General features: G+C 56.0%; 24 protein-coding genes and 2 pseudogenes. 17 read left to right on the top strand and 9 right to left on the bottom strand.

Translation table 11 applies throughout. The features are described from left to right. Positions 1-47 precede the first annotated feature (47 nt). The 3 genes from ACP7BS_RS08070 (at position 48) to ACP7BS_RS08060 (ending at position 7,396) form a co-directional block, all read left to right on the top strand. Positions 48-878: an alpha/beta fold hydrolase gene (locus ACP7BS_RS08070; protein ID WP_426238052.1), complete on the top strand. Its 831-nt coding sequence runs from the start codon at positions 48-50 to the stop codon at positions 876-878. Between the two features lie 205 nt (positions 879-1,083). Beyond that, complete coding sequence (locus ACP7BS_RS08065; protein WP_426231991.1) at positions 1,084-1,830, top strand: SDR family oxidoreductase; 747 nt, start codon at positions 1,084-1,086, stop codon at positions 1,828-1,830. A 91-nt stretch (positions 1,831-1,921) separates the two neighbouring features. Beyond that, positions 1,922-7,396, top strand: a complete 5,475-nt coding sequence (locus tag ACP7BS_RS08060) for an AAA family ATPase (protein WP_426237521.1) — start codon at positions 1,922-1,924, stop codon at positions 7,394-7,396. On the opposite strand, the gene ACP7BS_RS08055 is transcribed toward ACP7BS_RS08060, so the two are convergent. Further along, on the bottom strand, positions 7,353-7,865 hold the full coding sequence (locus ACP7BS_RS08055; protein ID WP_426237519.1) for a PAS domain-containing protein: 513 nt from the start codon (positions 7,863-7,865) through the stop codon (positions 7,353-7,355). The genes ACP7BS_RS08060 and ACP7BS_RS08055 overlap by 44 nt on opposite strands. Positions 7,866-8,107: 242 nt before the next feature. Here ACP7BS_RS08055 and ACP7BS_RS08050 point away from each other — a divergent pair, with 242 nt between their 5' ends. The 8 genes and pseudogenes from ACP7BS_RS08050 to ACP7BS_RS08015 all read left to right on the top strand — a co-directional run bounded on the left by ACP7BS_RS08050 (position 8,108) and on the right by ACP7BS_RS08015 (position 13,276). Beyond that, on the top strand, positions 8,108-8,446 hold the full coding sequence (locus ACP7BS_RS08050) for a DUF2934 domain-containing protein (RefSeq protein ID WP_426231988.1): 339 nt from the start codon (positions 8,108-8,110) through the stop codon (positions 8,444-8,446). A gap of 222 nt (positions 8,447-8,668) precedes the next feature. After that, positions 8,669-9,571, top strand: coding sequence for a LysR substrate-binding domain-containing protein (locus tag ACP7BS_RS08045; RefSeq protein WP_426237517.1), 903 nt, complete (start codon positions 8,669-8,671; stop codon positions 9,569-9,571). 282 nt (positions 9,572-9,853) lie between these two features. Then, complete coding sequence (locus ACP7BS_RS08040; protein WP_426237515.1) at positions 9,854-10,603, top strand: SDR family NAD(P)-dependent oxidoreductase; 750 nt, start codon at positions 9,854-9,856, stop codon at positions 10,601-10,603. A 279-nt stretch (positions 10,604-10,882) separates the two neighbouring features. Beyond that, the gene (locus ACP7BS_RS08035; protein ID WP_426237513.1) at positions 10,883-11,101 is read left to right on the top strand and encodes a winged helix-turn-helix transcriptional regulator; all 219 of its coding nucleotides are present in this window, start codon (positions 10,883-10,885) and stop codon (positions 11,099-11,101) included. 95 nt (positions 11,102-11,196) lie between these two features. Next, positions 11,197-11,541 (top strand): hypothetical protein, encoded by a 345-nt coding sequence (locus ACP7BS_RS08030; RefSeq protein WP_426237511.1) that lies wholly within the window; start codon positions 11,197-11,199, stop codon positions 11,539-11,541. Between the two features lie 2 nt (positions 11,542-11,543). Beyond that, positions 11,544-11,741, top strand: a pseudogene (locus ACP7BS_RS08025) (class I SAM-dependent methyltransferase); the annotation flags it as partial. 345 nt (positions 11,742-12,086) lie between these two features. Continuing rightward, positions 12,087-12,767 (top strand): annotated as a pseudogene (locus ACP7BS_RS08020) (DUF599 domain-containing protein); the annotation flags it as partial. 77 nt (positions 12,768-12,844) lie between these two features. Next, complete coding sequence (locus tag ACP7BS_RS08015; protein ID WP_426237509.1) at positions 12,845-13,276, top strand: OsmC family protein; 432 nt, start codon at positions 12,845-12,847, stop codon at positions 13,274-13,276. 433 nt (positions 13,277-13,709) lie between these two features. On the opposite strand, the gene ACP7BS_RS08010 is transcribed toward ACP7BS_RS08015, so the two are convergent. After that, positions 13,710-14,606: a LysR family transcriptional regulator gene (locus ACP7BS_RS08010; protein ID WP_426231982.1), complete on the bottom strand. Its 897-nt coding sequence runs from the start codon at positions 14,604-14,606 to the stop codon at positions 13,710-13,712. 121 nt (positions 14,607-14,727) lie between these two features. On the opposite strand from ACP7BS_RS08010, the gene ACP7BS_RS08005 reads away from it, so the two are divergent. From ACP7BS_RS08005 to ACP7BS_RS07995, 3 genes are all read left to right on the top strand, one after another. Continuing rightward, positions 14,728-15,714, top strand: a complete 987-nt coding sequence (locus ACP7BS_RS08005) for an MBL fold metallo-hydrolase (protein ID WP_426237507.1) — start codon at positions 14,728-14,730, stop codon at positions 15,712-15,714. 110 nt (positions 15,715-15,824) lie between these two features. Beyond that, on the top strand, positions 15,825-16,439 hold the full coding sequence (locus tag ACP7BS_RS08000; RefSeq protein ID WP_426237505.1) for a pyridoxamine 5'-phosphate oxidase family protein: 615 nt from the start codon (positions 15,825-15,827) through the stop codon (positions 16,437-16,439). A 2-nt stretch (positions 16,440-16,441) separates the two neighbouring features. After that, positions 16,442-16,915 carry a DUF1348 family protein gene (locus ACP7BS_RS07995; protein WP_426237503.1) on the top strand — a complete coding sequence of 158 codons (474 nt, stop codon included), beginning with the start codon at positions 16,442-16,444 and terminating at the stop codon, positions 16,913-16,915. Between the two features lie 1,118 nt (positions 16,916-18,033). Here the strand turns inward: ACP7BS_RS07995 and ACP7BS_RS07990 are convergent. From ACP7BS_RS07990 to ACP7BS_RS07975, 4 genes are all read right to left on the bottom strand, one after another. Then, positions 18,034-18,276, bottom strand: a complete 243-nt coding sequence (locus ACP7BS_RS07990) for a hypothetical protein (protein WP_426237501.1) — start codon at positions 18,274-18,276, stop codon at positions 18,034-18,036. Further along, positions 18,273-18,566, bottom strand: coding sequence for a hypothetical protein (locus ACP7BS_RS07985; protein WP_426231978.1), 294 nt, complete (start codon positions 18,564-18,566; stop codon positions 18,273-18,275). Before ACP7BS_RS07985 ends, ACP7BS_RS07990 begins: the two co-directional genes overlap by 4 nt. Before the next feature lie 65 nt (positions 18,567-18,631). Further along, positions 18,632-19,432: a Ku protein gene (locus ACP7BS_RS07980; RefSeq protein ID WP_426237499.1), complete on the bottom strand. Its 801-nt coding sequence runs from the start codon at positions 19,430-19,432 to the stop codon at positions 18,632-18,634. Between the two features lie 3 nt (positions 19,433-19,435). Further along, the gene (locus tag ACP7BS_RS07975; protein WP_426237497.1) at positions 19,436-20,293 is read right to left on the bottom strand and encodes a Ku protein; all 858 of its coding nucleotides are present in this window, start codon (positions 20,291-20,293) and stop codon (positions 19,436-19,438) included. 169 nt (positions 20,294-20,462) lie between these two features. Here ACP7BS_RS07975 and ACP7BS_RS07970 point away from each other — a divergent pair, with 169 nt between their 5' ends. Beyond that, positions 20,463-20,792 carry a hypothetical protein gene (locus ACP7BS_RS07970; RefSeq protein ID WP_426231975.1) on the top strand — a complete coding sequence of 110 codons (330 nt, stop codon included), beginning with the start codon at positions 20,463-20,465 and terminating at the stop codon, positions 20,790-20,792. Further along, positions 20,789-21,019 carry a hypothetical protein gene (locus ACP7BS_RS07965; RefSeq protein ID WP_426231974.1) on the top strand — a complete coding sequence of 77 codons (231 nt, stop codon included), beginning with the start codon at positions 20,789-20,791 and terminating at the stop codon, positions 21,017-21,019. Before ACP7BS_RS07970 ends, ACP7BS_RS07965 begins: the two co-directional genes overlap by 4 nt. 115 nt (positions 21,020-21,134) lie before the next feature. On the opposite strand, the gene ACP7BS_RS07960 is transcribed toward ACP7BS_RS07965, so the two are convergent. After that, entirely contained in the window at positions 21,135-21,419 is a 285-nt protein-coding gene (locus ACP7BS_RS07960; protein WP_426231973.1) for a hypothetical protein, read from the bottom strand. Between the two features lie 581 nt (positions 21,420-22,000). Beyond that, a complete protein-coding gene (locus ACP7BS_RS07955) occupies positions 22,001-22,186 on the bottom strand; it encodes a hypothetical protein (protein ID WP_426231971.1) in 186 nt (61 codons plus the stop codon). On the opposite strand from ACP7BS_RS07955, the gene ACP7BS_RS07950 reads away from it, so the two are divergent. After that, positions 22,185-22,439: a hypothetical protein gene (locus ACP7BS_RS07950; RefSeq protein WP_426237495.1), complete on the top strand. Its 255-nt coding sequence runs from the start codon at positions 22,185-22,187 to the stop codon at positions 22,437-22,439. The two genes, ACP7BS_RS07955 and ACP7BS_RS07950, sit on opposite strands and share 2 nt — an antisense overlap. 313 nt (positions 22,440-22,752) lie before the next feature. Here ACP7BS_RS07950 and ACP7BS_RS07945 read toward each other — a convergent pair whose 3' ends face one another. Further along, the gene (locus ACP7BS_RS07945) at positions 22,753-23,766 is read right to left on the bottom strand and encodes a LysR family transcriptional regulator (RefSeq protein WP_426237493.1); all 1,014 of its coding nucleotides are present in this window, start codon (positions 23,764-23,766) and stop codon (positions 22,753-22,755) included. Positions 23,767-24,006 lie beyond the last annotated feature (240 nt).

Raw genomic sequence — 24,006 nt, 5'->3', positions numbered from 1 at the left:
CGAAGGCTGCGACCAAACACAAAGCATCACAAATGGAGAACGAGCCAATGGGTACCGTGAAAGTCCAAGACGGAACAGAGATCTTCTATAAGGACTGGGGAAACAAGGATGCGCAAGCGATCATGTTCCACCATGGCTGGCCGCTGAGCAGCGACGACTGGGATAACCAGATGCTCTACTTCATTAGCCAAGGCTATCGCGTGATCGCGCATGACCGCCGCGGCCACGGTCGGTCCTCACATAGCCGTACCGGGCATGAGATGAATACGTACGCGGCGGACGTCGCCGAAGTCGTCGAAGCACTCGATCTTAGGAACGCGGTTCACGTCGGTCACTCCACGGGCGGGGGGGAAGTGGTGCATTACGTGGCTCGCGCGAAGCCCGGCCGTGTGTCGAAAGCTGTGATAGTAGCTGCGGTTCCGCCCGTGATGCTGAAGTCCGATAAAAATCCGGGAGGCCTCCCGATGGAGATCTTCGATGGCCTTCGAAAGGCCTTGGCCGACAATCGCGCGCAATTCTACATCGACGTGCCGACCGGCCCATTCTACGGCTACAACCGCCCAAACGCCAAGATTTCGCAGGGGCTCATCAACAACTGGTGGCACCAGGGCATGATGGGGGCGGCCAACGCACATTACGAGTGCATCAAAGCATGGTCGGAAACCGATTTCACGGAAGACCTCAAGAAAATCGAGGTCCCCGTTCTGGTGATGCACGGGACGGACGACCAAGTCGTTCCATATGCAGATTCGGGACCGCTTTCCGCAAAACTGCTGAAGAATGCGACCCTCAAGACCTACGAAGGCTATCCGCATGGAATGCTTTCGACGCACCCGGAAGTCTTGAACCCGGAAATCCTCGCCTTCATCAAAGCCTGAGAAAAGCGCGGCGGGCGGCAGGTTTCGCCCGCCTCGTTCCCAACTGTCAGAAACCGCTGGCACCTATCGCGGTCCGATGACCCATCGGAGAGCTGCGAGGTTGTGTCTCACCGAAACTCACAGGCTCTTGCGCCAACTTATTAGCTCTGTAGGCGCGACGAGCGTATTTTGGCGGACGTGCCGCCACACCACAAAGGATAAAGACATGCGACTTCAAGGAAAGATCGCCGTGGTCACCGGCGCAAACAGCGGCATTGGGCTCGCCACCGCGAAGCGATTTGCGGAGGAGGGCGCCAAAGTGTTTATGACAGGCAGGAGACAGGATCAGCTCGATACGGCCGTCGGGGAGGTTGGAGGCGACGCTGTCGGAGTTCAAGGTGACGTCTCCAACCTTGGAGATATAGACCGTCTCTTCGAATTAGTGAAAGCCCAGGCGGGGCATATCGACGTTTTGTTTGCGAACGCGGGCAGTGGCGAGTTTGCTCCGCTGGGACATATTACTGAGGACCATTTTGATCGAACCTTTGCCACGAACGTTAAGGGAACGCTGTTTACTGTTCAGAAGGCGTTGCCGCTTCTGAAGGAGGGATCGTCCGTTATCTTAACCGGTTCGACGGCAGCGTCGACGGGGACGCCGGCGTTCAGCGTCTACGCTGCAACAAAGGCGGCAATTCGGAGTTTTGCTCGCGGGTGGATCGTCGATCTTGGTCACCGCGGCATCCGAGTTAACGTTCTTTCTCCTGGTCCGACTTCGACGCCGGGATTCCATGGTTTGGGATCGACCGAGGAGGAGAAGCGCGAGATGATGCGTATGACCCTTGCCGGCGTCCCTCTCGGGAGAATGGGAAAGCCTCGGGAAATTGCAAACGCAGCGCTTTTCCTAGCATCCGACGAGAGCAGCTTCGTTACGGGCACCGAGCTTTTTGCGGACGGTGGCGTGGCTCAAGTCTAGCATTGCTGCCAGTTGTCAAAGGCTTTGCTTTCGCGCAGGCGAAATGATTTGATCACGATCCGGCTTGTGGGAAGCCGATGGGAGCGTCGTGATGATTGTGTCTCAATCATTATTGGAGCCACTGGTCGAGGGCGGAAGTTCCGCCCTCTACCGCTATGTCTCGCATGAGGGGGGCACCTCGGTTTTGATGGTAACGCCGACGTCGCGCATAGCCCCAAAAGATGCAACGCAATTCCTGAAGCGAGAGCTTGCAATCACCGACTGGTTAGATGCCTCTTGGGCGGCCAAGCCGCTGGGCATCGAACTTCACGATGGAAAGCCGTTCCTGATCCTTCACGATGCAGGCGGACAACCCCTGCGAAAATTTCTGCGCGATCCTTTTGAAATCGGACGGTTCTTGTCTGCAGCAGTCAATGTCGCCGCCGCCGTCGCAAAAGCACATGGACGCGGCATCGTCCATAAGGACATTCGACCAGAAAACATTCTGATAGATGACGCAGACTGCGTTCGGCTGGCGGGTTTTGGACGAGCGTCGGTGGTGACGGGCGATCTCGATCTGGACGACGCATCCGCGGGAAAACCCGACACGCTACAGTACATCGCACCGGAACAGACTGGCAGGATCAAGAAAAATGTCGACGCCCGCAGCGATCTCTATTCGCTTGGCGTCGTATTTTACGAAATGCTGACGGGTGAACTTCCCTATGTGGCTTTCGACCCTGCGGAATGGATCCATTCTCACGTGGCGAGGCGGCCGATCCCGGTCAATCAACGCGTCGATGGGGTGCCACCAGTTATAGCGGCAATCGTCGAGAAACTGCTGTCGAAGAACTCTGACGACCGTTACCAGAGCGCGGTCGGCCTACAGGTGGATCTGCGCCGGTGCCTTGATGCTTGGATGGCGACGGGTAGGTTAGAGAAGATCGAAGTATCGAGCGAAGAGCCGCGGAACCGTCTCAAAGCTCCAGGCGGACTGTATGGCCGCGCCGAACAGTCCGCGGAAATCAAATCGGCATACGACCGGGTCGCGACAACCGGACGGACGGAGGTAGTCCTGATTTCGGGTTCGGCAGGTGTCGGAAAGTCTTCGATCGTCTATGATCTGCGTGAGACTGTTCAGGCCGCCGGGGGCATGTTTGCTTCTGGAAAGTACGACCAATACACTCGAGATATCCCGTATGCGACCATCGCCGAAGCTTTCCGACGGCTGGTCCACCGAATACTCAGCTTAGGCGACGTCGAGCTGGCTCGTTGGCGCGGCGATCTCCTCGATGCCCTCGGCCCGAACGGGCAACTCATGACTAATCTCATTCCTGAGCTTGCGTTGATAATTGGCGAACAGCCTCCGCCGCCGCCTTTGCAGCCACATGAGGCTGGAGAGCGCTTTCATCTTGTGTTCCGTCGGTTCCTTGGAGTTTTTGCTCACTCGACCCATCCCTTGGCTTTGTTCGTTGACGACGTCCAATGGCTGGATCATGCCACGATTGAACTTCTTGAGAGGATAACAACAGACACTGAATTGCGCCATCTACTCGTAATTTGCGCCTACCGCGATGATGAAGTGCCGCCAGAGCATCCGTTTGTTGCCGCACGGAAGGCCATGTGCGTCGGCGTTGTCGGGCTAACTGAGATCAGACTGACATCTCTTGATCGCGTAGCGATTGGACAACTGATTGCCGATATGCTTGGAGCAGACCCACCCGCAGTAAGCTACCTAGCGACAGTCGTCGAAGACAAAACCGGAGGGAATGCTTTTTTTGTGTTGCATTTCTTGGAGGCGATTGAGGCGGAGGGACTGATCAACGTCGATATGGAGACCGGCGTCTGGCAGTGGAACGAGGGCCGGATACAGGCTTCGCGCATAACGGATAACGTCGCCGACCTGGTTGTGAAAAAGCTGACAAAACTTCCGCCATTGACGTTGGAAATGGTCAAGGTGCTCGCTTGCCTCGGAACAAGCGCGACTGCTGAGATCCTCAGCATTGTCACGGAGAACTCGACCCAGCAAGTCGTGGGGATCCTTTGGGAAGCGGTGGGTGCGGGTCTTTTGTTCCGCATCAACGACGCGTATGTCTTCGCGCACGATAAAGTTCAAGAAGCCGCCTATCGCATGGTCTCGGAAGACGAAAGGGACGCCGCTCATTTCAGGATCGGGAGCGCGTTTATTTCGAAGATCTCGCCGGAAACCCTCCGACAAAGAGCGTTCGAAGTCGCCGACCAGGTCAGCCGCGGCATTCGGTCATTCGCTTTGAGTGAGATTCGTTTCGAAGCTGCTTACGTCTGCCTCGAAGCCGGGAAGAGAGCGAAAGCGACTGCCGCCTACCTTTCCGCGTTAAAGCATCTTCGTACCGGTCTGCTTATCGTGGGGCAAACTGGATGGCAGCGCTATTCGCTGAAATTTCAACTGGAGCTTCAGCGTGCTGAGTGCGAGTATCTTTCGGGCCGGCATGAGGTTGCCGAGAAGCATCTGATGGATTTGGCGCGTCATGCACGAACACGTATAGATCGCGGAGCGGTGGTCGGCCTGCGGTCGTCGCTCTACCTGACGCTCGGTGACCAGGCGAAGGCCGTAGACGTTGCTTTGGAATACCTGCGGGATTTCGGCATCGAGTGGACTGCGCATCCATCCGACAGTGAGGTTCGGGCGGCGGTGGATGATCTATATCGTCTCTTACAGGGACGACCTATCGAGCAACTTGTGGAATTGCCCAAAATGTCCGACCCGGAATGGCTCGCGGCTATGGAGGTGCTCGCCTACACTATTTTGCCGGCGATCCTCACAGATGCAAACCTAGAGGACATCATCTATACACAGATGGTCTCCTTGAGCTTGAGACACGGCAACTGTGACGCTTCATGTTATGCCTACGTCTCCGTTATTATTCCGCTGGGTATTCGGTTCGGTGATTACGCATCGGGCGGCAGATTCGGACAGCTCGGTCTGGAACTTGTCGAGACCGAGGGCATGGCGCGTTTCAAAGCACGTGTCTACTCGTGCTACGGGTGCTTTGTTGTCCCGTGGACGCAGCACATGGCGCTATCGGAGCGATTCTCCCGCAATGCAATCAAACTCGGAGAAGCGACCGCTGATCTCGTTTTCAGCGTCGCTGCCGCTCAAGCCTTGGTATCACAAATGCTGATCTCGGGGACCGAACTCTCGTCGGTGGAAAACGAGGCGCAAAACTTTTGGGAGGACGCGAAAAGGACGGGATTTCTGCTCGCGGCAGACGCAGCCGTTGGCCAACTCCTTTTTATTGAAGACCTTCGCGGGGAAGATGATTCCCAGCACGCGCTCAAACTCCCAGATAGGAAATCCTACGAGCAATACCTTCTGACCGCAGGCGAACGGTTGAAGCTCGTACTTGCCTGGTATTGGATTCACCGGCTGCAAGTTCTTTTCTTACAAGGCGACTACCATGGCGCGCTGGACGCCGCACGAAAAGCGGGCAAGAACACGAGCGCTAGATCATTCATCGAGGTTGCGGAATATCATTTTTACAGCGCGCTCACCCACGCCGCGGTGGCTAACGACGTCCCGACGACGGAACGACAGATACACCTCGACGCGCTCCGTATTCATAAGACGTACGTTGACACCTGCACGGAGGCCAGCCCGGAAAACTTTAGCAATCGAAGCCTTCTTTTGGCCGCTGAGACGGCGCGTCTTGAGGGTAGGCAGATAGAAGCTCTCAGCTTATACGAGCAAGCGGTTTATTCGGCAAGGCAATATGGTTTCATTCAAAACGAAGCTGTTGCAAACGAGATGGCGTGGCAATTTTGTGCAAAAGCCGGCTTGGCAACGTGTTCAGCAGCGTTTTTACGAAAAGCCCGATCCTGCTACTTGGCCTGGGGAGCGATAGGGAAGGCTCGAGATCTAGGGCTCCGATATGAAAAAACAGCAGACGAGCTGCGAGAGGAAGCTGCCTTGTCCGAGTTCCAGCAACCGGATGTTGCCGCGGTCTTGACCATGGCGCAGGCCGTGTCCGGCGAGATAGTTCTTGAGCGGCTCATTGAACGGTTGATGATAACGGTGCTGGAGCATGTTGGCGCCGAGCGGGGCGTTCTTCTACTTCGGGAAGAAGGTCGCTTGGAAGCAGTTGCAGAGGCAACAACGGCGCAGGAAGGGATCTCGGTCGTGACCAAGCGCTCGGGTAGCGTGGTTCTACCGCATGCAATTCTGCAGTTTGTATCGCACACGCAAGATGTTGTGATCTTAGACGATGCATCGAAGTCGGACCTCTTCAGTGCCGATGACTACTTCAAACATGCAGGGTCGGTTTCTGTTCTTTGCCTGCCTTTAATCAGGCAGAAGCAACTCGTTGGCGTGCTCTATCTCGAGAACAGTCTGTCATCCCACCTATTCACTCACGACCAGGTAGCAGTGCTCAGAGTGCTTGCTTCGCAAGCAGCGATTTCGCTTGAAAACGCTGGCCTTTATCGTGACGCCCAGAACAATCAGGAGCTGGCTCGGAGGGCGGCTGAGGAACTTCGCGTCTCCTACGACATGGTTCCTGCTCTTGTCTGGAACACGCAGCCGGACGGCAGCTACCCTGTTTTCAACAAGCGGTGGCATGACTACACCGGAATCTCTGAGGAAGCTGCGCGCGAAGGTGAGTGGGTGGCCTCGTTCCACCATGAAGACAGGGAGAAGGTGGTCTTAAAATGGCAGCATCTCCTCGAGGCTGGAATCGCAGGTGAGATTGAAGCCAGGATCTTGCGATACGACGGACAACCGCGCTCGTTTCTCCTTCGGGTCGCTCCCCTCAGAGACGAACATGGCGCGACGCTCAAATGGTTCGGGACAAGCACCGACATCCACGACTTGAAACGCATTGAGGAGGCACAGGAACTTCTCGCTCGCGCAGGTCGATTGACTGCCTTGGGAGAGATGACCGCGTCAATTGCCCACGAGGTGAACCAGCCCTTGATGGCGATCGTCACCAACGCGGCGACATGCATTCGTTGGCTCAGCCACGACCAGCCCGACATTGAAGAGGCCCGGCAAGCGGCCGAACGTATTATCCGCGATGGTCATCGCGCCGGGGACGTGATCACAAGCATTCGAGCGTTGGCACGTAAATCGCCACTGGTGATGGAGAACGTCGATGTAAACAGCATGATCGAGGATGTTCTCGCACTAACGCGTGGCGAGTTACAAAAAAACAGAATCCAGCTTGAGGCCGTACTGAACCCAGCGACCTCATCGGCTATCGGCGACAGGCCCCAGTTACAACAGGTCGTGTTGAACCTCATGTTAAACGCCGTTGAGGCAATCAATGCCTCAGGATTCGCCCCAGGGAGAATCCAAGTGCGATCCGATCGGCTCGACAGCGGCGACGTACGCATCATGGTGACGGATAATGGTCCCGGCGTCGTAAACGTAGACCAGTTGTTTGACGCGTTTTACACCACCAAGCCAGGCGGGTTAGGAATAGGGCTTTCCATATGCCGCTCCATCGTTGAGGCGCACGGCGGCAAGATCTGGGTAAGTCCTGCAAAACCACTCGGAAGCACGTTTTGCTTTACGTTGAAGGCGGGGGAGGTGGTGGATCCAGCGCTAAGATGACCTCGGAAAGCCTCAAAGCGACGTCGCTTCGCCCTAGCTGCTCCGCCAGCAATGCGGCGCCGACACATGCCTTGACCAGTCGGTCATAGTCGGTTGGCGTCGGCTCAATGGGATATACGATGCCAGCAAATTGCGTCAGCTCGCGATTGTTGGTGCGAAAGCAGCGTCCGAAAGATGCCACCGGTCGAAATTCGTTCCCAATGCCGCGTACACGATATTCGCAACGATAACCCCCGTCCATCGTTATTGCATTGTGGATTTCAAGCGCTACCCGACTCAGGTCGTCCGGGTGAACACGGTCGAGGTAGCAAGCCATTCGCTGTCCTTCAAGAGCGCTCCTAAGGCTGAAGCCAAAGAGCTCGGCCACTGCGCTATCCCCAAAAACCAAGTCTGCGCCGAGATTCCACGTGAAGATTCCGGCCTCTGCAGAATGTGAAATAATGGCATTGTACAAGTCATTTTCAGGCATCGAGAGCGATCCCAACTGCGGTGAAGCGCAGGTGTTCTAACAACTCCTAGAGGAAAATTCAACTTAAGGATGATTGATCTCACAAGATCTCTCACCAACACGCTGGTCGATAGGTAACGTGGCGGACGCCATTTGAAGGCACCGAGAGCCGCGACCATTATGCAATCGTGCTTTTCGGAAATCCGCTCGACTTTAACTGAAGTACGATTGTTAGGAAGGCCTGCATCAGAAGGAGAAGCTCGATGGCTAAGGGTATTCGGACATCGCGAGCCGGAACGAAGTCCGGTAAATTTACACAAAGAGAGCTCGGCTCAGCGGAAGAAGCCGCCGAGCGAATTAAGCGCCGCGCCTACCGGATATGGGAAGCCGAGGGTAGCCCGGACAACCGCCATGATGAACATTGGCTGCAAGCGGAGCATGAGGTGATGCACGGGTTTGACATTCTCGAGGGAGATGACATTCCCAATCTCGCGGCGCTACGGGAAGCCGCGCGCGAGCACACCGACGCATTCATCGTTGCAACTGATCTGATAGATGCTGATCAGCGCGAGGCGACGCCGGGGATGCGCGAGCAGCCTTGACCCTGAGGGCTGGCTTGCTAGTCGAACGAGACAAAGGGCGCCGTTGTCGAGTGACTGGCCATGAAGGGGCCCGACAGATGAGCGCTAAGGGGAACATGCTGAACGAACGGGTTGCTAGCCGAAAACCCAGCGAGTGACTAATGACGCGCGTTGACGTAGGGGTCTGTAGCGACAACGGATTTCCCCCCGTTTTTCAGTGATCAAATATCGCGGTGACCTTTAATGGATAATCTCCTCGCAATGCGAGCGTTTGCGCGAGTGGTACAATCTGGCAGCTTCACCAAAGCTGCTCACACAATGAACATTCCGAACTCGACCCTCACCAAACTCGTTCAGACGCTTGAGAGCGAGCTGAAGATGAAACTTCTAAACCGCACGACGCGGCGAGTAGTCGTCACGCCTGATGGTGAACGTTATTATGACCGACTACTTCCGCTTTTGAGCGACTTCGATGAACTGAATGGCAGCGTCTCGTCGGTGCAGTCGAGGCCCTTGGGAAGAATCAGGGTCGAGATGGCTTCTGCCACCGCTCAGTCCATCGTCATTCCCGCGATTGCCGAGTTTCTCTCCGATTATCCCGACATTGTCGTCGAGTTAAAGATTTCAGATGCCCAGGCAGATTTGATCGGTGACGGTATCGACTGCGTTGTCCGGGCAGGGGCGCTGACAGACCCTTCCTTGATCGTCCGTCACCTCGCGGACCAAAAAATAGTCACGTGCGCGTCCCCTGCTTACTTGTCGAGGGTCGGGACACCCAAGACTCCGCGTGATTTGGAACAGTTCCATGTAGGGGTCGCTTACATGAACGCCCATACTGGGGCCTACTTCCCTTTCGACTTCTCTAAGGATGGGCAAAAGGAAGTTATCAGGTGTAACCAGCGCATAGCCGTCGCTGAGGGTGGAGCATATGTTTCCGCCGGGCTGGCAGGCCTTGGCGTCATCCAGGTACCTCTTCACATGGTGAGCCAGCACCTGCAGGAGGGCAAGTTATCGCAAATTTTGGAGGAATGGCTCTCGGATGTCCGGCCCTACTACTTGGTATATACCCCGAATAGGCATGTCAGCGTCAGGCTCCGTGTGTTCATTGATTGGCTATCCCGAACCTTTGCGAATCTTGAAATTTAAAAGTATCTGCGTGTGAGGCCGCCATCGCTTGCTGATGGCGGCTCCAGCCGGTGGACGAGGCCAAGTCCCACTGAAAAGCGAAACTGCCACCCCTCCAATCGAAAAATCCGCATCGATTTTTCACGCCCGTGAAAACTGATCCCACGATGAGAAGCCTAATCAATCCGGCAAACAATACGCATCTAGCCAATACCATTCATGTGAGTGGCGATAGGGCCTTGGCTCGGGCGATCGGACGTCTCCGCATGGCCTCATAGCCAACGTAAGCTAAAAGGAACGTTCATGGGACAGCTTGCTGGAAAAATTGCCGTTATCACCGGCGGTAACAGTGGTATTGGCTTGGCGACGGCGAAGCGGTTTGCCACTGAGGGCGCCGAAGTGATTATCACGGGAAGGCGACAGGCCGAACTTGACAATGCCGTAAAGGAAATTGGCGGAACCGCGATTGGTTTCTGTGGGGACGTTTCATCACTGGACGATCTCGACCGACTATTTGCTTTGGTCAAAAAGCAGAAAGGGCGTCTCGATATCCTTTTCGCTAATGCAGGTTCGGGTGAATTTGCAGCCCTCCCAGACATTACCGAGGCGCACTTTTCCAAGACGTTCGACGTCAATGTAAAGGGTACGCTTTTCACGGTTCAGAAAGCGCTCCCGCTCATGAGCGCTGGCGGCTCCATCGTTCTGACAGGTTCGACGACCGCTAGCGAAGGCACGCCGTCATTCAGCGTGTATGCCGCTACAAAGGCAGCTATCCGGAGCTTCGCTCGCAATTGGATACTTGACATCAAGGGCAGCGGAATCCGCATCAATGTACTGACCCCCGGCGCGACTTCAACGCCAGGCCTTCACGGCCTCGCAACCAATTCCGAGGAAGACAAAGCATTCACGGAATTTTTGGCAGGACGGACGACAGTTGGCCGTATTGGCCAACCCGAAGAGATCGCGGCTGGTGCGCTTTTCCTGGCATCCGATGAAAGTAGCTATGTCAACGGTATCGAACTTTTTGTCGACGGCGGTTCCGCTCAAATCTGAGGTGTCCATCCCATAAAGGATCAAAACTCAAGATGTCGATCCCGGCGACTAGGGTGAGGATCCGAGAGTGCAGTGGTGGGTCGGGGCAATCTCCGACCCGACACCTGCGCGGTGAAGATCCCTTCTGACTGTACAGCTAGTTGGACCGTGACCTAGTTGCACATGTCCGGCATTTCAGACAAAGCTTCTGGTCGTAACCACTTGTCGCTTTTTGCTAGTCATCTGCCAAATGTTTAGCAAGTTTCGCTAGCTCTTGAAGTCATTACCGCCAGGGGCAGGATGGCCAGTGTCAGTTGCTACCTGATACCGATTAAGACTATTGTCGTCGCCCCATACTCGGTGCAACTTCGGCTCCCGCCTCACGTTGAGTACGAGCTGACTGACTTTGGCCACAGGCTAGCCAGAGTTCTCGCCCCGTTGCGCGAATGGGGCACACGCCACTCGTCCGAGGTCGCTATCATCGTTCAAAATCGACGCCGAGCGTCAGAGGCGGCATAGCGCCTTCATTTCGGTCACCACAAGCAGCCATTCTGTTAGGGAATCACGAATGTCGGTAATGAGGTATGTTCAGGAGGTTAGCTGCATCCGGGTTCATGGGCAACGACACGTCAACGGCCAGGTTTGAGCTCTCGCCCGAACAAGGGGCGGTCTTCGCGATCGATGAGAGCCCAGTCAACATGATCGGCGGATACATGGCGCTGGAAGCGGTACATACGGATCGCAGGAAACTACCTACGCCTTTCGTTATGGCGGAGGTTTTTCATGAACTGATCGCTGCAACTGCATGTTTTGTCGCACAGATCGCTTCTTCTGGCTTGGCTACAAGGCCAATCTCGTTGAAAAAAAACTGGCTCCCATCGTTTGAGGGCGTCGTCGAAGAGCTTGAGCGCAGTGCTTTGGTTGCGGATGTCGGCTGTGCTTTGGCTCGTCGACCCTGATCATGGCAGAAGCGTTTCCCAACTCGCGTTTCATCGGCATCGATTTTCACGCCCATTTAATCGAACATGCGAAGCAACATACCAAGGGATTGGCCAGTGTGCAGTTCCAGACAGCAAGAGCTCAAGACTTCCAACTCTCCGGTTTTGATCTCGTCACCATGTTCGACGCGCTCCATGGCATGGGCGACCCGGTCGGAGCCACTCGCCATGTCGCCAAATCCCTGAAGCTGGATGGCGTTCTGATGCTCGTCGAGCCCCTGGCAGGCGAAAGTCTCGCTGACAACCTCAATCCGATAGGGCGGATCTTCTCTGCCGCTTCAGCCAATACCTGCGTCCCTGCAATACTGGGCCAAGAGGTAGAACCGCATTGGGCGCGCAAGCCGTCGACGCAAGTGCCAAGTGAAGGGTGGTCGCCAACCATCCAGCACGATTGTTTCGGAGCGCAATGTGCGGTCGTTCGCCGCGGGATTCCAACTGATCCGTTGACGAGAACCCAATCGAACCTTCTACTGTCTCGGAAATGTAGGAGGCAGTTCGTGGAATATCTGGATTGGATTGCGATCGTCTTCTTCCTGATCGCCTGGATCGGAATAGAGCCTATGATGGCGGTCGGCTGGCCTCGTCGGACAAACAGCCTCCTTCTCGACATGGCACGTGTGCGCAAAGCCTGGATGCGCGAAGTCCTGACACGCGATAACAACTTCATCGGTGACGCCGCGATCCTTGGCCATACCATCAATTCGGCCTCATTTTTTGGATCCGCCAACCTGATCGTCATAGTCGGAATGAGCAGCGCGCTGTTCAGGGAGCCCAATCTTGGCGTAGATACCGGTATCATTGCCAAGTTTACGGATGCCGGTCCGACCTGGTTGTTTCAATGCAAAGTCGTACTCGTCATGACAACCTTGCTGCGCGGATTGTCGGATTTCATCTGGGCCGTCCGCCAAATCAACTATTGTCTTGCCGCCATCGGTGCGAGCCCCTCAAGGGAGGAACAACGCGACATCGAAGCGTGGACGGAAGCGCTGACCCTGGTCGTCAATCCAGCACTGCGGTCTTTCAGTGTTGGCGTTCGTTCCTACTATTTCACCGTCATCGCGGCTCTATGGTTCCTTGGACCGATTGCTTTCATCGTTGCCACGATTTGCGGCGTCGGGCTCCTGATTTGGCGGCAAAGCTGGTCCGACGCCGCCAAAGGCATCATGGCTATCCGCAAGTTGCTGGATGAAAATCCTTCGCCTCCGCCCATCGCAACAATTTCCAAAACTAAAGAGCAAGCCCAACCAAAGATAGGAAAACGGAAATGAAAATCGAACGCACAGCTTCAGCACATTGGACTGGAGGCCTGAAGGACGGGAAGGGTGCTATCTCTACCAAGAGCGGTGCACTTAATTCCTACCCATATGGATTCGCAAGTCGCTTCGAGGGTATCGCTGGAACAAATCCAGAGGAACTCATCGGTGCGGCTCATGCCGGATGCTTCACCATGGCACTTTCTCTGATACTTGGAGAGGCAGGCCTTACGGCGGAAAGATTGGATACCACCGCCGCGGTGACGCTTGAAAGCGTCGACGGTGGCTTTGCCATCACCGCGATTAACTTAAAGCTCATCGCCAAGGTTCCTGGAACCGATGAAGCGGCGTTCAATGACCTTGCGAACAGAGCAAAGGCCGGATGCCCGGTTTCGAAAGCATTGGCAGCGGTTCCAATCACGCTTGAAGTCAGCTTCGGGTGATCTGAGTTTCCCGACTTGGCAATGTGTCCGGGCTTTCACTTATCGTCGGTGACGAAGGCATCGGAGAAACGATCGGGCGTGGGCGCCAGGGGATCTACGATGTGGCCATGGAAGCTTAGGACATGACCGCGCGATCATGAAGTGCTGGAAGCGTTGAACCACGCTTTGGCAAGTGATCACGCTCGGCGCGAAGAGCAAAACCAACGGCTGCATTGCGCCGTCATATCAGCCATAAAGGCAAATCATCGGACTGCCGGCGAGCAGGCATCGGCCTGGCTGCGGCGTGACGTCGCCTGTGCACCAACGCGTAAGTTAACTCGCCGGTGGCGGATGTCCTTTCCGATCCGCGAGGGCATGCGATCGTCAATGCAGGACGATCGACTACCAGTGAGCCGGACCGCCATTGACGGAGGCGCGTCTAATAGGCGGAACGCTAAAATGACATCCGCGCGCGCAGGCGCGGGCCGATCCAGTCAAGGAAGCGCCGCACCTTCAGCGACAGCGGATCGGCTGGTCCGCGAATAACATTTACTGGCAGCGGCTCCGGTGCGAACTCCGCCAACAATTCCTGCAGAGCGCCAGAATGCAAATGTTCGTTGATCTGGTAAGAAAGCACCCGAATAATGCCGATGCCGGCCAGCGCAGCCTGAATGGCAGCCTCTGTCGTGTTGACCGCGAGTTTGAGGCGTGGTTCGACGGCGAAGGCCGCGCCGTCCCGGCGGTATCGCCACTCCGGGGCGGTCGCGAACCCCTGAAAGCTTATGCCATCATGCGAGGCGAGGTCTTCCGGCTGACGAGGTACTCCTCGGCGGGCGAGATAGTCGGGGCTGGCGCAGATCACCCGGCGGACGGTACCAACCCGTGTTGCAATAATCGCGCTGTCCGGCAGGTGTCCGATCCGTAGGGCTACGTCGACGTGCTCATCCGTCAGACTTAGCTGCCGATCAGTGAGAGTCAGCCGCATGCTGATATCGGGTTGTTCCTTGAGGAACTCGAGCACAATCGGCAGCAGATGGCGCTCGCCGAAGGCAATCGGCGCGGTCACGTGCAGCCCGCCACGCAGCGCTCCATAATCGCCGCTGGCCTGCCGTTCCGCCGCGTCCAGTTCCTCGAGAATGTGACGTGACGCGGCGATAAAGGCGCGTCCCTCATCCGTCAAGGCAAGGCCGCGGCGGGTGCGCAATACCAAGCGAACGCCAAGATGCCTTTCAAGATCGGCCACCTTGCGGCTGACCGTGGCCAGCGGCGCATTCAGCCGCCGTGCCCCGGCAGATAGACTGCCGGCATCGACCACGACCAATAGCACCGCCATCGCGTCAAAACGATCCATCGAAGCCTTCCATTAAATGAGAAGAATGTTTCCACAATACCAAGATACCCAGTTGTTTGTGGATGTCATAGCCTTCGCGTCGCCATAGGAACCATCTGCTACTGATACGGAGGAAGATGTCATGCCCCAACTTTCACGTCGCGCTTTCGCTGGCGCCCTGCCTCTCGGCCTCATCGGTGGAAGCCTCCTCGGTCCAGGCCTGCTCGGCGGCTCCCCCGCCCTTGCGGCGACGCAAGTCGCTGCCAAGGCGCCTGTTGCGGTAAACCCGTTCGCGCAGATCCGCATCGGCAGGTTTACTGTTACGGCGCTGACGGACGGCTATGCCGACATGCCTTATGACTACTTTCCGGGACGCTCGGCGCCCGAGGTCGAGAGAGCGGCAACCGCACAATTTACCGCCCGGCCAAGTGGGGTCCGGTTCCTCTTCAACCAATATCTCATCGAGGATGGCGAGCGCCGGATCCTGATCGATGCCGGTGCGGCAGGTTCGATCGGGCAAACGGGACAGTTGCCACAGGCACTCGCCGCGCTTGGACTGCAACCCGAGCAGATCGACGCGGTCATCGTAACGCATATGCACCAAGACCACATGGGCGGGCTTGTTCTGGGGGGCAAGAACAACTACCCTGGTGCCGATCTTTTTATCGATCGTCGCGACGTCGCCCACTGGACCGATCCAGCCAAGCGTAACGGCGCACCTGATTACCTGCAGACGAGCTTCAGGATGGCGGAGGAGGTCGTGCGGCTATACCCGAGGCTCCAAGCGATCGACAGAGAGCGCGAAATCATGAGGGGTGTTTCGATCGTCGACCTGACCGGCCACACACCCGGTCATATCGGCGTTCGGGTCGAAGATGGCGGGAAGAGCATGATCATGGTTTCGGACATGATTTTTCCCGTTGTGCATCCGGCCGCGACCGATGTGTTTTTCCTGTTTGAACAGGACCGTGCTGCTGCGAAAGCCATGCGTGATCGCTTCTATCCGCTAGCCGCGTCAGAGGGTGCGCTCATCGCTGCCACGCACATGCCTTTCCCTGGCCTTGGCCGTATTGTCGCCGATCGTGGGGAGATGCGTTGGCAGGTCGCGGACTGGGCCCTGCAGGACTGACGTAAGCGATCAGCGGTCTGGACGCTAAAATTGCCAAGAACTAATGGGCTTAACAAGATAGATCGCACCGTAAGACAGTGATGGGAGCTTGCCGGAACAGGGGATTAATGATGTCATATCGCTTCCTTGAGGTTGCTGTGACGCCGAGCGTCAGAGCCGCTCAGGCGGACATGGGTGTGGAACAGATCCGGTTGGGTTCTGACAGCCGGCCAGACGCTCTCACAGAAGAGGAGGTCGCCTTCATCGCGGCATGTAACAGTTTTTTTATGGCATCCGTCTCCGAAACGGGCTGGCCGTATGTTCAACATCGTGGAGGAAAAGGCGGCTTCCTCAAGATCGTCGATCAGCAAACATTGGCCTTTGCCGACTACAGGGGGAATCGCCAATATATAAGTGCCGGCAATTTCGCCGCCAACGATCGGGCCTGTCTATTTTTGATGGACTACGTGCGACGGGCTCGGCTCAAAATATATGTCCACGTTGAGCGGTTGACGCTCGGCGCCGACCAGAGCCTTACCGAACTCGTGTCCGATCCCACCTACAAAGGCCGAGCAGAGGCGATTTTCAGGCTTCGGCTTGAGGCGTACGACTGGAACTGCCCTCAGCACATCACCCCGCGCTACACCGAACAGCAGGTTGAACAGGCAGTCGCTCCTCTTCGTGAGCGACTGCAGCGATTGGAAACAGAAAACGCGACGTTGCGAGCCCAGTTGGGAGGACCTTGAAGATGAGCGAAGCTCCGCGACCACCAGTTCCCCCTTTCACGTTCGAAAGCGCAGTCGAGAAAGTGCGGCTTGCCGAAGACGGATGGAACAGCCGTGACCCAGCTAGGGTTGCGTTAGCGTACACCGTGGACAGCCAGTGGCGGAACCGTGCGGAGTTTGTCACCGGGAGGGAAGCGATCGTCGCGTTCCTTTCGGCAAAATGGCGGCGGGAGCTCGACTACCGTTTGATCAAGGAACTCTGGGCGTTTAGCGACACTCGGATCGCCGTAAGGTTTGCCTATGAATGGCACGACGACAGCGGGAACTGGTTCAGATCGTTCGGGAACGAGAATTGGGAGTTTGACGGCAGCGGCCTGATGCAAAAGCGCTATGCCTGCATCAACGACTTGCCTATCCGCGCCGACGACCGTTGCTTTCAGTGGCCGCTTGGTCGCCGGCCTGGTGATCATGCCGCGCTCAGCGAACTCGGTTTTTAGTCGATCCTGACCGTTCTCTTTTCATTTGGGACTGAAAGGTCGCGGCTCAGGAGCCAATCTTGTATCCAAGTCTTCAGAACGCTCATTTCCAGAAAAGGAAGACGCCATCGAGGTCAAGGTCTTCGCGCGGAACCGACGCCGGAGAGCTTCCCGTGCACCGCAGCTCGGCCGATCCCAAATCTCTTGACCGAGGTTCCGGATGTGTCCTGCATTGACAATTTTGGCAACGGACTGTCTGTCTCCGGCCCCAAAGGACCTGATCGCCCGTAAACCCGAAAATACGCGCAGCCGCCGAGCGGCCCGGATATCGCTTAATTCACAACGAAAGTCCGAACAGGCAAATGAATTGTGAAATCTCCCACGTCACTGGCGCGCGTTAAGGAAAACCAGCCCGTCTAATGGCATTGCCAATACCGGTCTATTTGGAACATCCGCCAAACCCATCCCACAGTCGCTTGCCAGCTGCTCTAGGCATCGCGTTTGTTTTTCGCGGGCGCGCATCACGTTGAATGCCTTCGTTGGCGTACGGACGTAAACAGATATGGCGTCAATCAATTACCTCAGTCTCGCCATCAACCTTGCTCCACGTCAGCGCTCGATCACAGTTTGTGTTGCTTAGCACGGGAGAGTGAAAAGCACGTCGCGGAACCTTCCCGTATTTTCCAGGTTATGAATATGCCGTATCGAGTACGCGCGGCAATTTTTATCACCTAACCCTTTGGCCCGCTGTGCACCCACGGCGGGCCTTTTGTTCCTGCTCCAACAGATTCGGCGGTTTCCCCTGGTGGCTGATCAGTCGCAATCGAGTTTCTGGCGAACAATTGCTCCCACTCAAATTGCCAGTCTCTGCCATGCGGGCATATAGCAGCCTCGGCACTGTCCTGGGGCGATGCCGAGGCTTAACCATACCACGAGGTGCGACCGCTGGCCGAGCAGTGGGCCGGTCAAAGAAAAAGGCCACCTTTTACCGACCTTACCCAGTCGCCGCAGAGCAAGTGCCAGTACATCCGTGGTCAAATCCTGTGGGCGAGCTCTGTGACCCAATATGGACTGATGATGTGTTGGCTTCAAGTCGATCAACAGCTGTAGGGAGCCACCTCATGTTGTCCGAACTTGGCTCAATCGATAACCTCAGTCTCGTCATCAACCTTTGTCCACGTCATCGACCATTCGTCCATACTACCCCCGTTATGGGTATAGGTGCCGTGATCATGCACCTCGGCATCTAGCGAGACGAACTCTGGCGGCGCTACGCCGGGAAGATCCAGTACGCGCAGATACTCTCGAAGTTCGTCCAGATCGCTAACCTTTTTGATATCCTGTCGGCCGGGTTTCGAAATCGTCCACGCATAAAGGGTCATGATTTTTTGCTCTCATCCACATATGCTTTGACCAACCTGTCGGCTGAGGGGAACGCACCGAAATCGGTAGCATCGCCGCTGTCTGCCGCGTCCTCGTCGGGATTGGGATGATCCGTGTACATAATGCGCAGATTTTTCAAAACTTCTTCCATGGCGTTGATCGTCTCGATCGTGCCCCAGCCATGGGTCGTTGCTCGATCGAGTATATCTTGCAGGGATCCCTCAACCTCTTCCTGACAGAGCAGATGACGATCCTCGTGGGATACCGGATATTTGGGCGTATTAATCATTTTTGTCCTCCAATCGTGCAGAACTGGAGTTTGATCTCGTTTGTTCCACAGCATGGCGCGCCGGGTTAACTGCTGCGCCGCTTGCTCTCTTCCAAGCTTTGCTTCAACGCAGCCATGATGTCGATGACGTTGTCCTTGGGCCCGGTCGGAGATTTCTTCACAGCCGATTTCTCAGGTTTTTTCATCGCCTTCTTCTTTTCAGCGATCAGCTCAAGCAAGCGATCCTGGATTGGATCCGTGATTGGTAACCATTTCTTCGTTTGCTGTTTGATCAGCTGTTTCATCAGAGGGGCAAGGCCGCCCTCGGGTTGCGCCCTGATGTTTGAGAAATAATCTTCCGCGGGTCTCACCTCATCGCCGTAGCGCAGCGTCCATAAGACGATGCCGTCGTCACGTGGCTCAAGCATCACAGCGCGCTCGCGCTGGCCGAACACCAGGCGGGAAATCCCGACGACATTCTCTGAGCGCATGGCGTCGCGGATGACGGCGAAAGCGTCTTCCCCGACCTTGTCATTGGGAACGAGGTAGTGCGGCTTCTCCAGCCAGATCCACTCGATGGAGTCGCGCGGGGTGAATAGATCAATCTCAATAGTCCGGACGCTTTCAAGAGCCACCGCGTCCAGCTCTTCCTCCTCAAGAACGATGTAATCGCCTTCGCCGCGCTCGTATCCTTTCACCTCATCGTCCGGATCAACCTCCTTACCGGTGAGGCTATCGACATAACGAGAGGCAACGCGATTGCCGGTCGCACGGTTCATGGTGTGAAAGCGCACCTTTTCGCTGTCGCTGGTGGCGGGAGATAGGGCAACGGGGCAGGTGACCAACGATAGTTTCAGATAGCCTTTCCAGTATGGTTTGACGGCCATGGCTTAGCCCGCCTTCTTGCGAGCAGCCGGCCGTGCCGCCGGAGTTGCCCGCTTTGCTGCAGCTGCCCGGGGTTTGGTTGCCCGCGCCGATCCAAAGCCAGCACTCATGCGTAGCGCTTCCATGAGGTCGGTTGAAGGCTCGACCTTTGGCTGTCTCTTCACCGCAACCGACCTGCCTTCCAGCTTCGACTTCACGAGCTCGGCCAGTGCGGCGTCATATCGATCGTCGAAGGTTCGAGGATCGAACAAGCCCGCCTTGGTTTTGATAATGTGCTTTGCCAAGTCGAGCATCTCGCCCTCAATCTTCAACGCCGGGATATCGGCGAATGCGTCCTTCGCCGAGCGCACCTGATAGTCGAAGTTCAGAGTGGTCGCGATAAGCCCATCGCCGTGAGCGCGGATCAAAACTGTTCGAAGCCGTCGAAAAAGCACTGCCTGGGCAAGTGCCCCGACGTTGGATTCCCGCATTGCGTCGCGGATCAAAACAAACGTTTCCTCGACGATCCGATCGGGAAGGAGATAATAGGGCTTGTCAAAGTAAAGGTCATCGATTTCGCCAACCGGCACGTAGGACTGAATTCGGAGCGTCTTGTCGCTCTGGGGGACAGCTGCGGCCAGCTCTTCCGGCTCGAACAAAACGTAGCGATTGTCATCGACCTCATAGCCTTTGATCTGATCCTCTTTTTCAACGACCTTCCAAGTGTTTATGTCGACATATTCGCGCTTCACGCGGTTGCCAGTTTTTCGGTTGAGGGTGTTGAAGCTCACGCGCTCTGATGTAGACGCAGCGCTATGCAGCGCAACAGGGCAACTGATCTCGGCAAACTTCAGAAAACCCTTCCAAAGAGCACGTCCGGCCATATTGATCTCCCGATGAGCGCGGATCCCATGAGGGCAGAGTACGTTTGTTCCGGTTAATACGCGAATCAATTGTGGCATTTAGCATTCTGTCTATAGTAAGATGAACCAATCCACGGGTATTGCGTTGAAGGAGTCTGTTTCCGCAATCCCATGACAGGAGGGTGATGCAATGAATGCGCAACTCCATATCGACGGGTCGTTCCAGGCCATGCGACAGGCCTTGGATGAGGCCAACCGGGAATTCGCGAATACAGGCGCGGATCGTCACAGAGACGCCTTGCAGCACCTCGGCCGCGTGGTGATGAACTCGATCGCTGCTATCATAGAGACCGACGGCGGAACCGACGGATATCTGTACGATGCAGATGGCATCGCACAGGATATTGAGGCTGGCTATCACAAGTTGCTTGAACAAGAAGAGGCCGCCGAGCCTGACCTCGCGCCGCAACAATCAACTCACGGAACGTGGAACCTTAGTCAGCAGGGGGTAGGTCGATGATCACTGGCACGGATTTGCTGCAGATTTCTCTTGCCCGCGTCAATATGGATCGGACCGATCTGGAGACAGCCGGCGTAATCGAACGAGGGGAAGCGGGCGACAAAGCTTGGTCTAACTTCGGTCGAGATATGGATACCTTCATTCTAAAGCTACCCGAAGAGCGCCGTGCCGCTCTGGCGGCAGCAATCCAAAGGCAATCCGGTGAAAGTTTAGGGCTATCTCACTAATCCCCCGAATGAGGGATGCTTGAGCTAAACCGAAAGTGGTATTGATTTGGCCGTGAGTGCGGCGCGACCTCACCACCCCGCGCATCCGGTTTCGCGGGGTGGACTGCGACTTGGCTTATTTCGTTACCGTCCCTGTGTCAGCGTCCAGCGGTTCTTGATCGAGATGCTCCACCGCCTGGACTGCAAGTTCCTTGGATGCTGCATAACCCTGGCGGACCCCGAGCCGGCTGATGTCATCTCGGGTTCGGTTTGACCACTGCCACGCACCTTCCGCGCCCAGCCTTCCCTCCAGCGTCACTCTTCCGATTTTTCTCTCGCCGTCGTAGCCTACAAAATCATAGTCGGGCGAGAAGTAAGTTGGTAGCCATCGATAATCGTGTTGTACAATCTTCGGGGACATCGCTGTCCACTCCTTCCCGTGAGAAATTTGTCCAAGGTCGCCCGGCCCCATTTACGATTGAGGGCGGCAAAATGCGCCTCCGTGAAGCAAAAGGAAAGTTGTTTTGGTAACTCCTTGCGGCGGCGAGGATTTTCCCAGCTGGCTAATACGCCACGACATCCCCCTCAGTTCCGCGCCTCCGACAGCCCATTCCAGTAGTCTGTCGCCAAATGCTCGATGCAGCGCCAGTCAGTTTCTCCGCTGCCGCGCTCTTTCCCGAACGATCCCCACTTCACGCACCCCTCATGACCGCACCAGTGCTCGAAATGCACCGGAGAGTTGGGGTGAACATTTGACCTGTCGTCGCTCATGGTCGATCTTTCATTTGACGACTTTGGCCGGGTAGGACCCGCACCTGGTTTCCCGGCAGCAGCTCTATGAGCTTCTCTTGATCCAAAGCTATCAGGGCGTTAACAATCTCGTGCTCGCCGAAACCCTTGCCAACCATGGGAACGCCCACACCGTAAAGACTTGTAGCTTCAGTTCCGAGCCCTTGCAGGATATCCAGTAGTTCCGTCCTGATCTCGTCGTAGCGACTCACATCAATCCTGCGCGATCTGCATATTGAAGGTGATGCGCCGAATCTGAAGAACATCTTCAAGGGCACTGATGGCGTCGTGCTCGCCCAGGCCTTGCGCCATCAAACTGTCGATTGCCTCGGCGACCAATATCGAAGCGATACTTCGGCTTTCCCACTGCCGGTCGACACATTCAAGATTGTCAGGCATGAGCATTCTCCTCTACAAAGTCCTTAATGTCAGCCAGAAGGGTTCCAATGGTGGCGCGCACGTCGCCACTATGGAAGGCGAGGGCGGCGGCGATATCATCGACCGGGCCGGAAAATTGGATATCATGCGCGGCGGCGCTGATCGTAGGCATGGATTATCCTTTTCCATCGCCGGAGCAATGGATCAAACGTGCATAAATTTCAGATTGGCGTTCCGCATCCGCCGTGGATGTTCCTATTATGTTCTTGATTGAGGGAGAGTCAAGGCCATCCGAAAAGCTTCGCGATCGATGTGCTAAGTGAGATCGAAATAGCGACTACGGCCGCGCACCGACGAACAGATAAAGAATGATGTCGAAAATTTTGCCACCCATCCACAACTCCGGAATCAAAGCATTTTACGCGTCGGTGGGAAGGTAAGACTTAACGTTCGTGGGATGCCAATGAAATCAACGGGCTGTTTTTAGCACCAAGGCGTAGATTTCAGGGATACCCATACTCATGGCGTAGATGGTCGGACATCTCGGCCGTTAGTGGCAGCATCCGGGCAAGGGGCAGGGTGCTCGATCAGGGTTCGATTCTTCGTTGCGGAAGCCATGAGCTGTCTGGCAACGATAGAGCAATGGCCTTACATTGATGGCTCGAGCGAACACCGCGCGGATTATAATTTGTCAACTTCGTTGTTCGATCACATCTACGCCAGAAAGCATGGTGATTAACTGGTCCTGTTTGAGACGGCGTATGGCCTCTTCTGCGCGAGACCATGAATGTTAATGGGCGAAGGTGCCATGCATACCGATCGACCTCGACGAGCGTTCCATTGGCGAGATCGTCGGCGACGAGGTCTTCTGGCATATGTCCCCAGCCTAATCCAGCCTTGAGCAGGTCGTGTTTTGCTCCCAATTCATTGACCATCCAACGCCTTTCGCCAGCGACCGACACAGACGATTTCTCAGCATTGGGCTGGTTGTCGGTTACGACAATCTGGACATGCCGGCCGAATTCGTCCCGCGACGCCGCACCATCGAAACTGGCGAGTGGGTGCGATGGGGCGCAGACGGTCACCATGACTGCATCGCACAGTCGGTGCCTCTCGATCGCGCTCGGTTTCAACTCCGGAACATCAGCGGCGGTAATCGCGAACACGCATTCGCCTTCAAGAACCAATGCCTCTCCGCCCTGCATCGTCGTCATTCGAAGGTTCACCACCGCGGTGGGCGATTCCAGGCTGATCTGTTGCAGGCATGCGATCAAGTGTTTGCGTGGAAAATAGACATCGACGGCGATCGAGAGTTGCGGCGCGCCTGACTTAAAGATCGAACGGGCGCGTGTCTTCATCTCTTCGGTGCGCGCGATCACAGCCCTTGCGTCAGGAAGTAAACTCTTGCCCGCGGGACTTAGCGTTGCGCGCCGCGTATCGCGTTCGAAAAGTTCGACAGACAGCGCCGTTTCCAAAGCGGAGACGGCATGACTGACCGCAGACTGCGCACGACGAAGGCTTTTCGCCGCCTCGGAAAAGCTCCCGGCATCACACACGGCCACGAAGGTACGAAGCTGGTTGATAGTCACGCTGTCAAGCATTGGCTTATCCAAAGAGTAGATCGTTAGCAGCGATATTACGTCAATTACATAGATAAGATAAAGCGCCTAAATACTTCTCACGACGTCGCCACTCTTAACTTGGAAGGCCATCCGATGGCTCTGTAATGGCCCCATAAAAATCCGGACACGATCTCCCACTTAACAAGTGTGCGAGGTAATGTGCCCATTATGACTAGTCACAATCCGAAGATAGAAGTCCTGCCCGGTCCTGAGCGCCGC

It is taken from the genome of Pararhizobium sp. DWP1-1-3 (assembly GCF_049896125.1).
GTDB lineage: Bacteria > Pseudomonadota > Alphaproteobacteria > Rhizobiales > Rhizobiaceae > Pararhizobium.
This window is presented reverse-complemented; position numbering and strand designations above follow the sequence as displayed.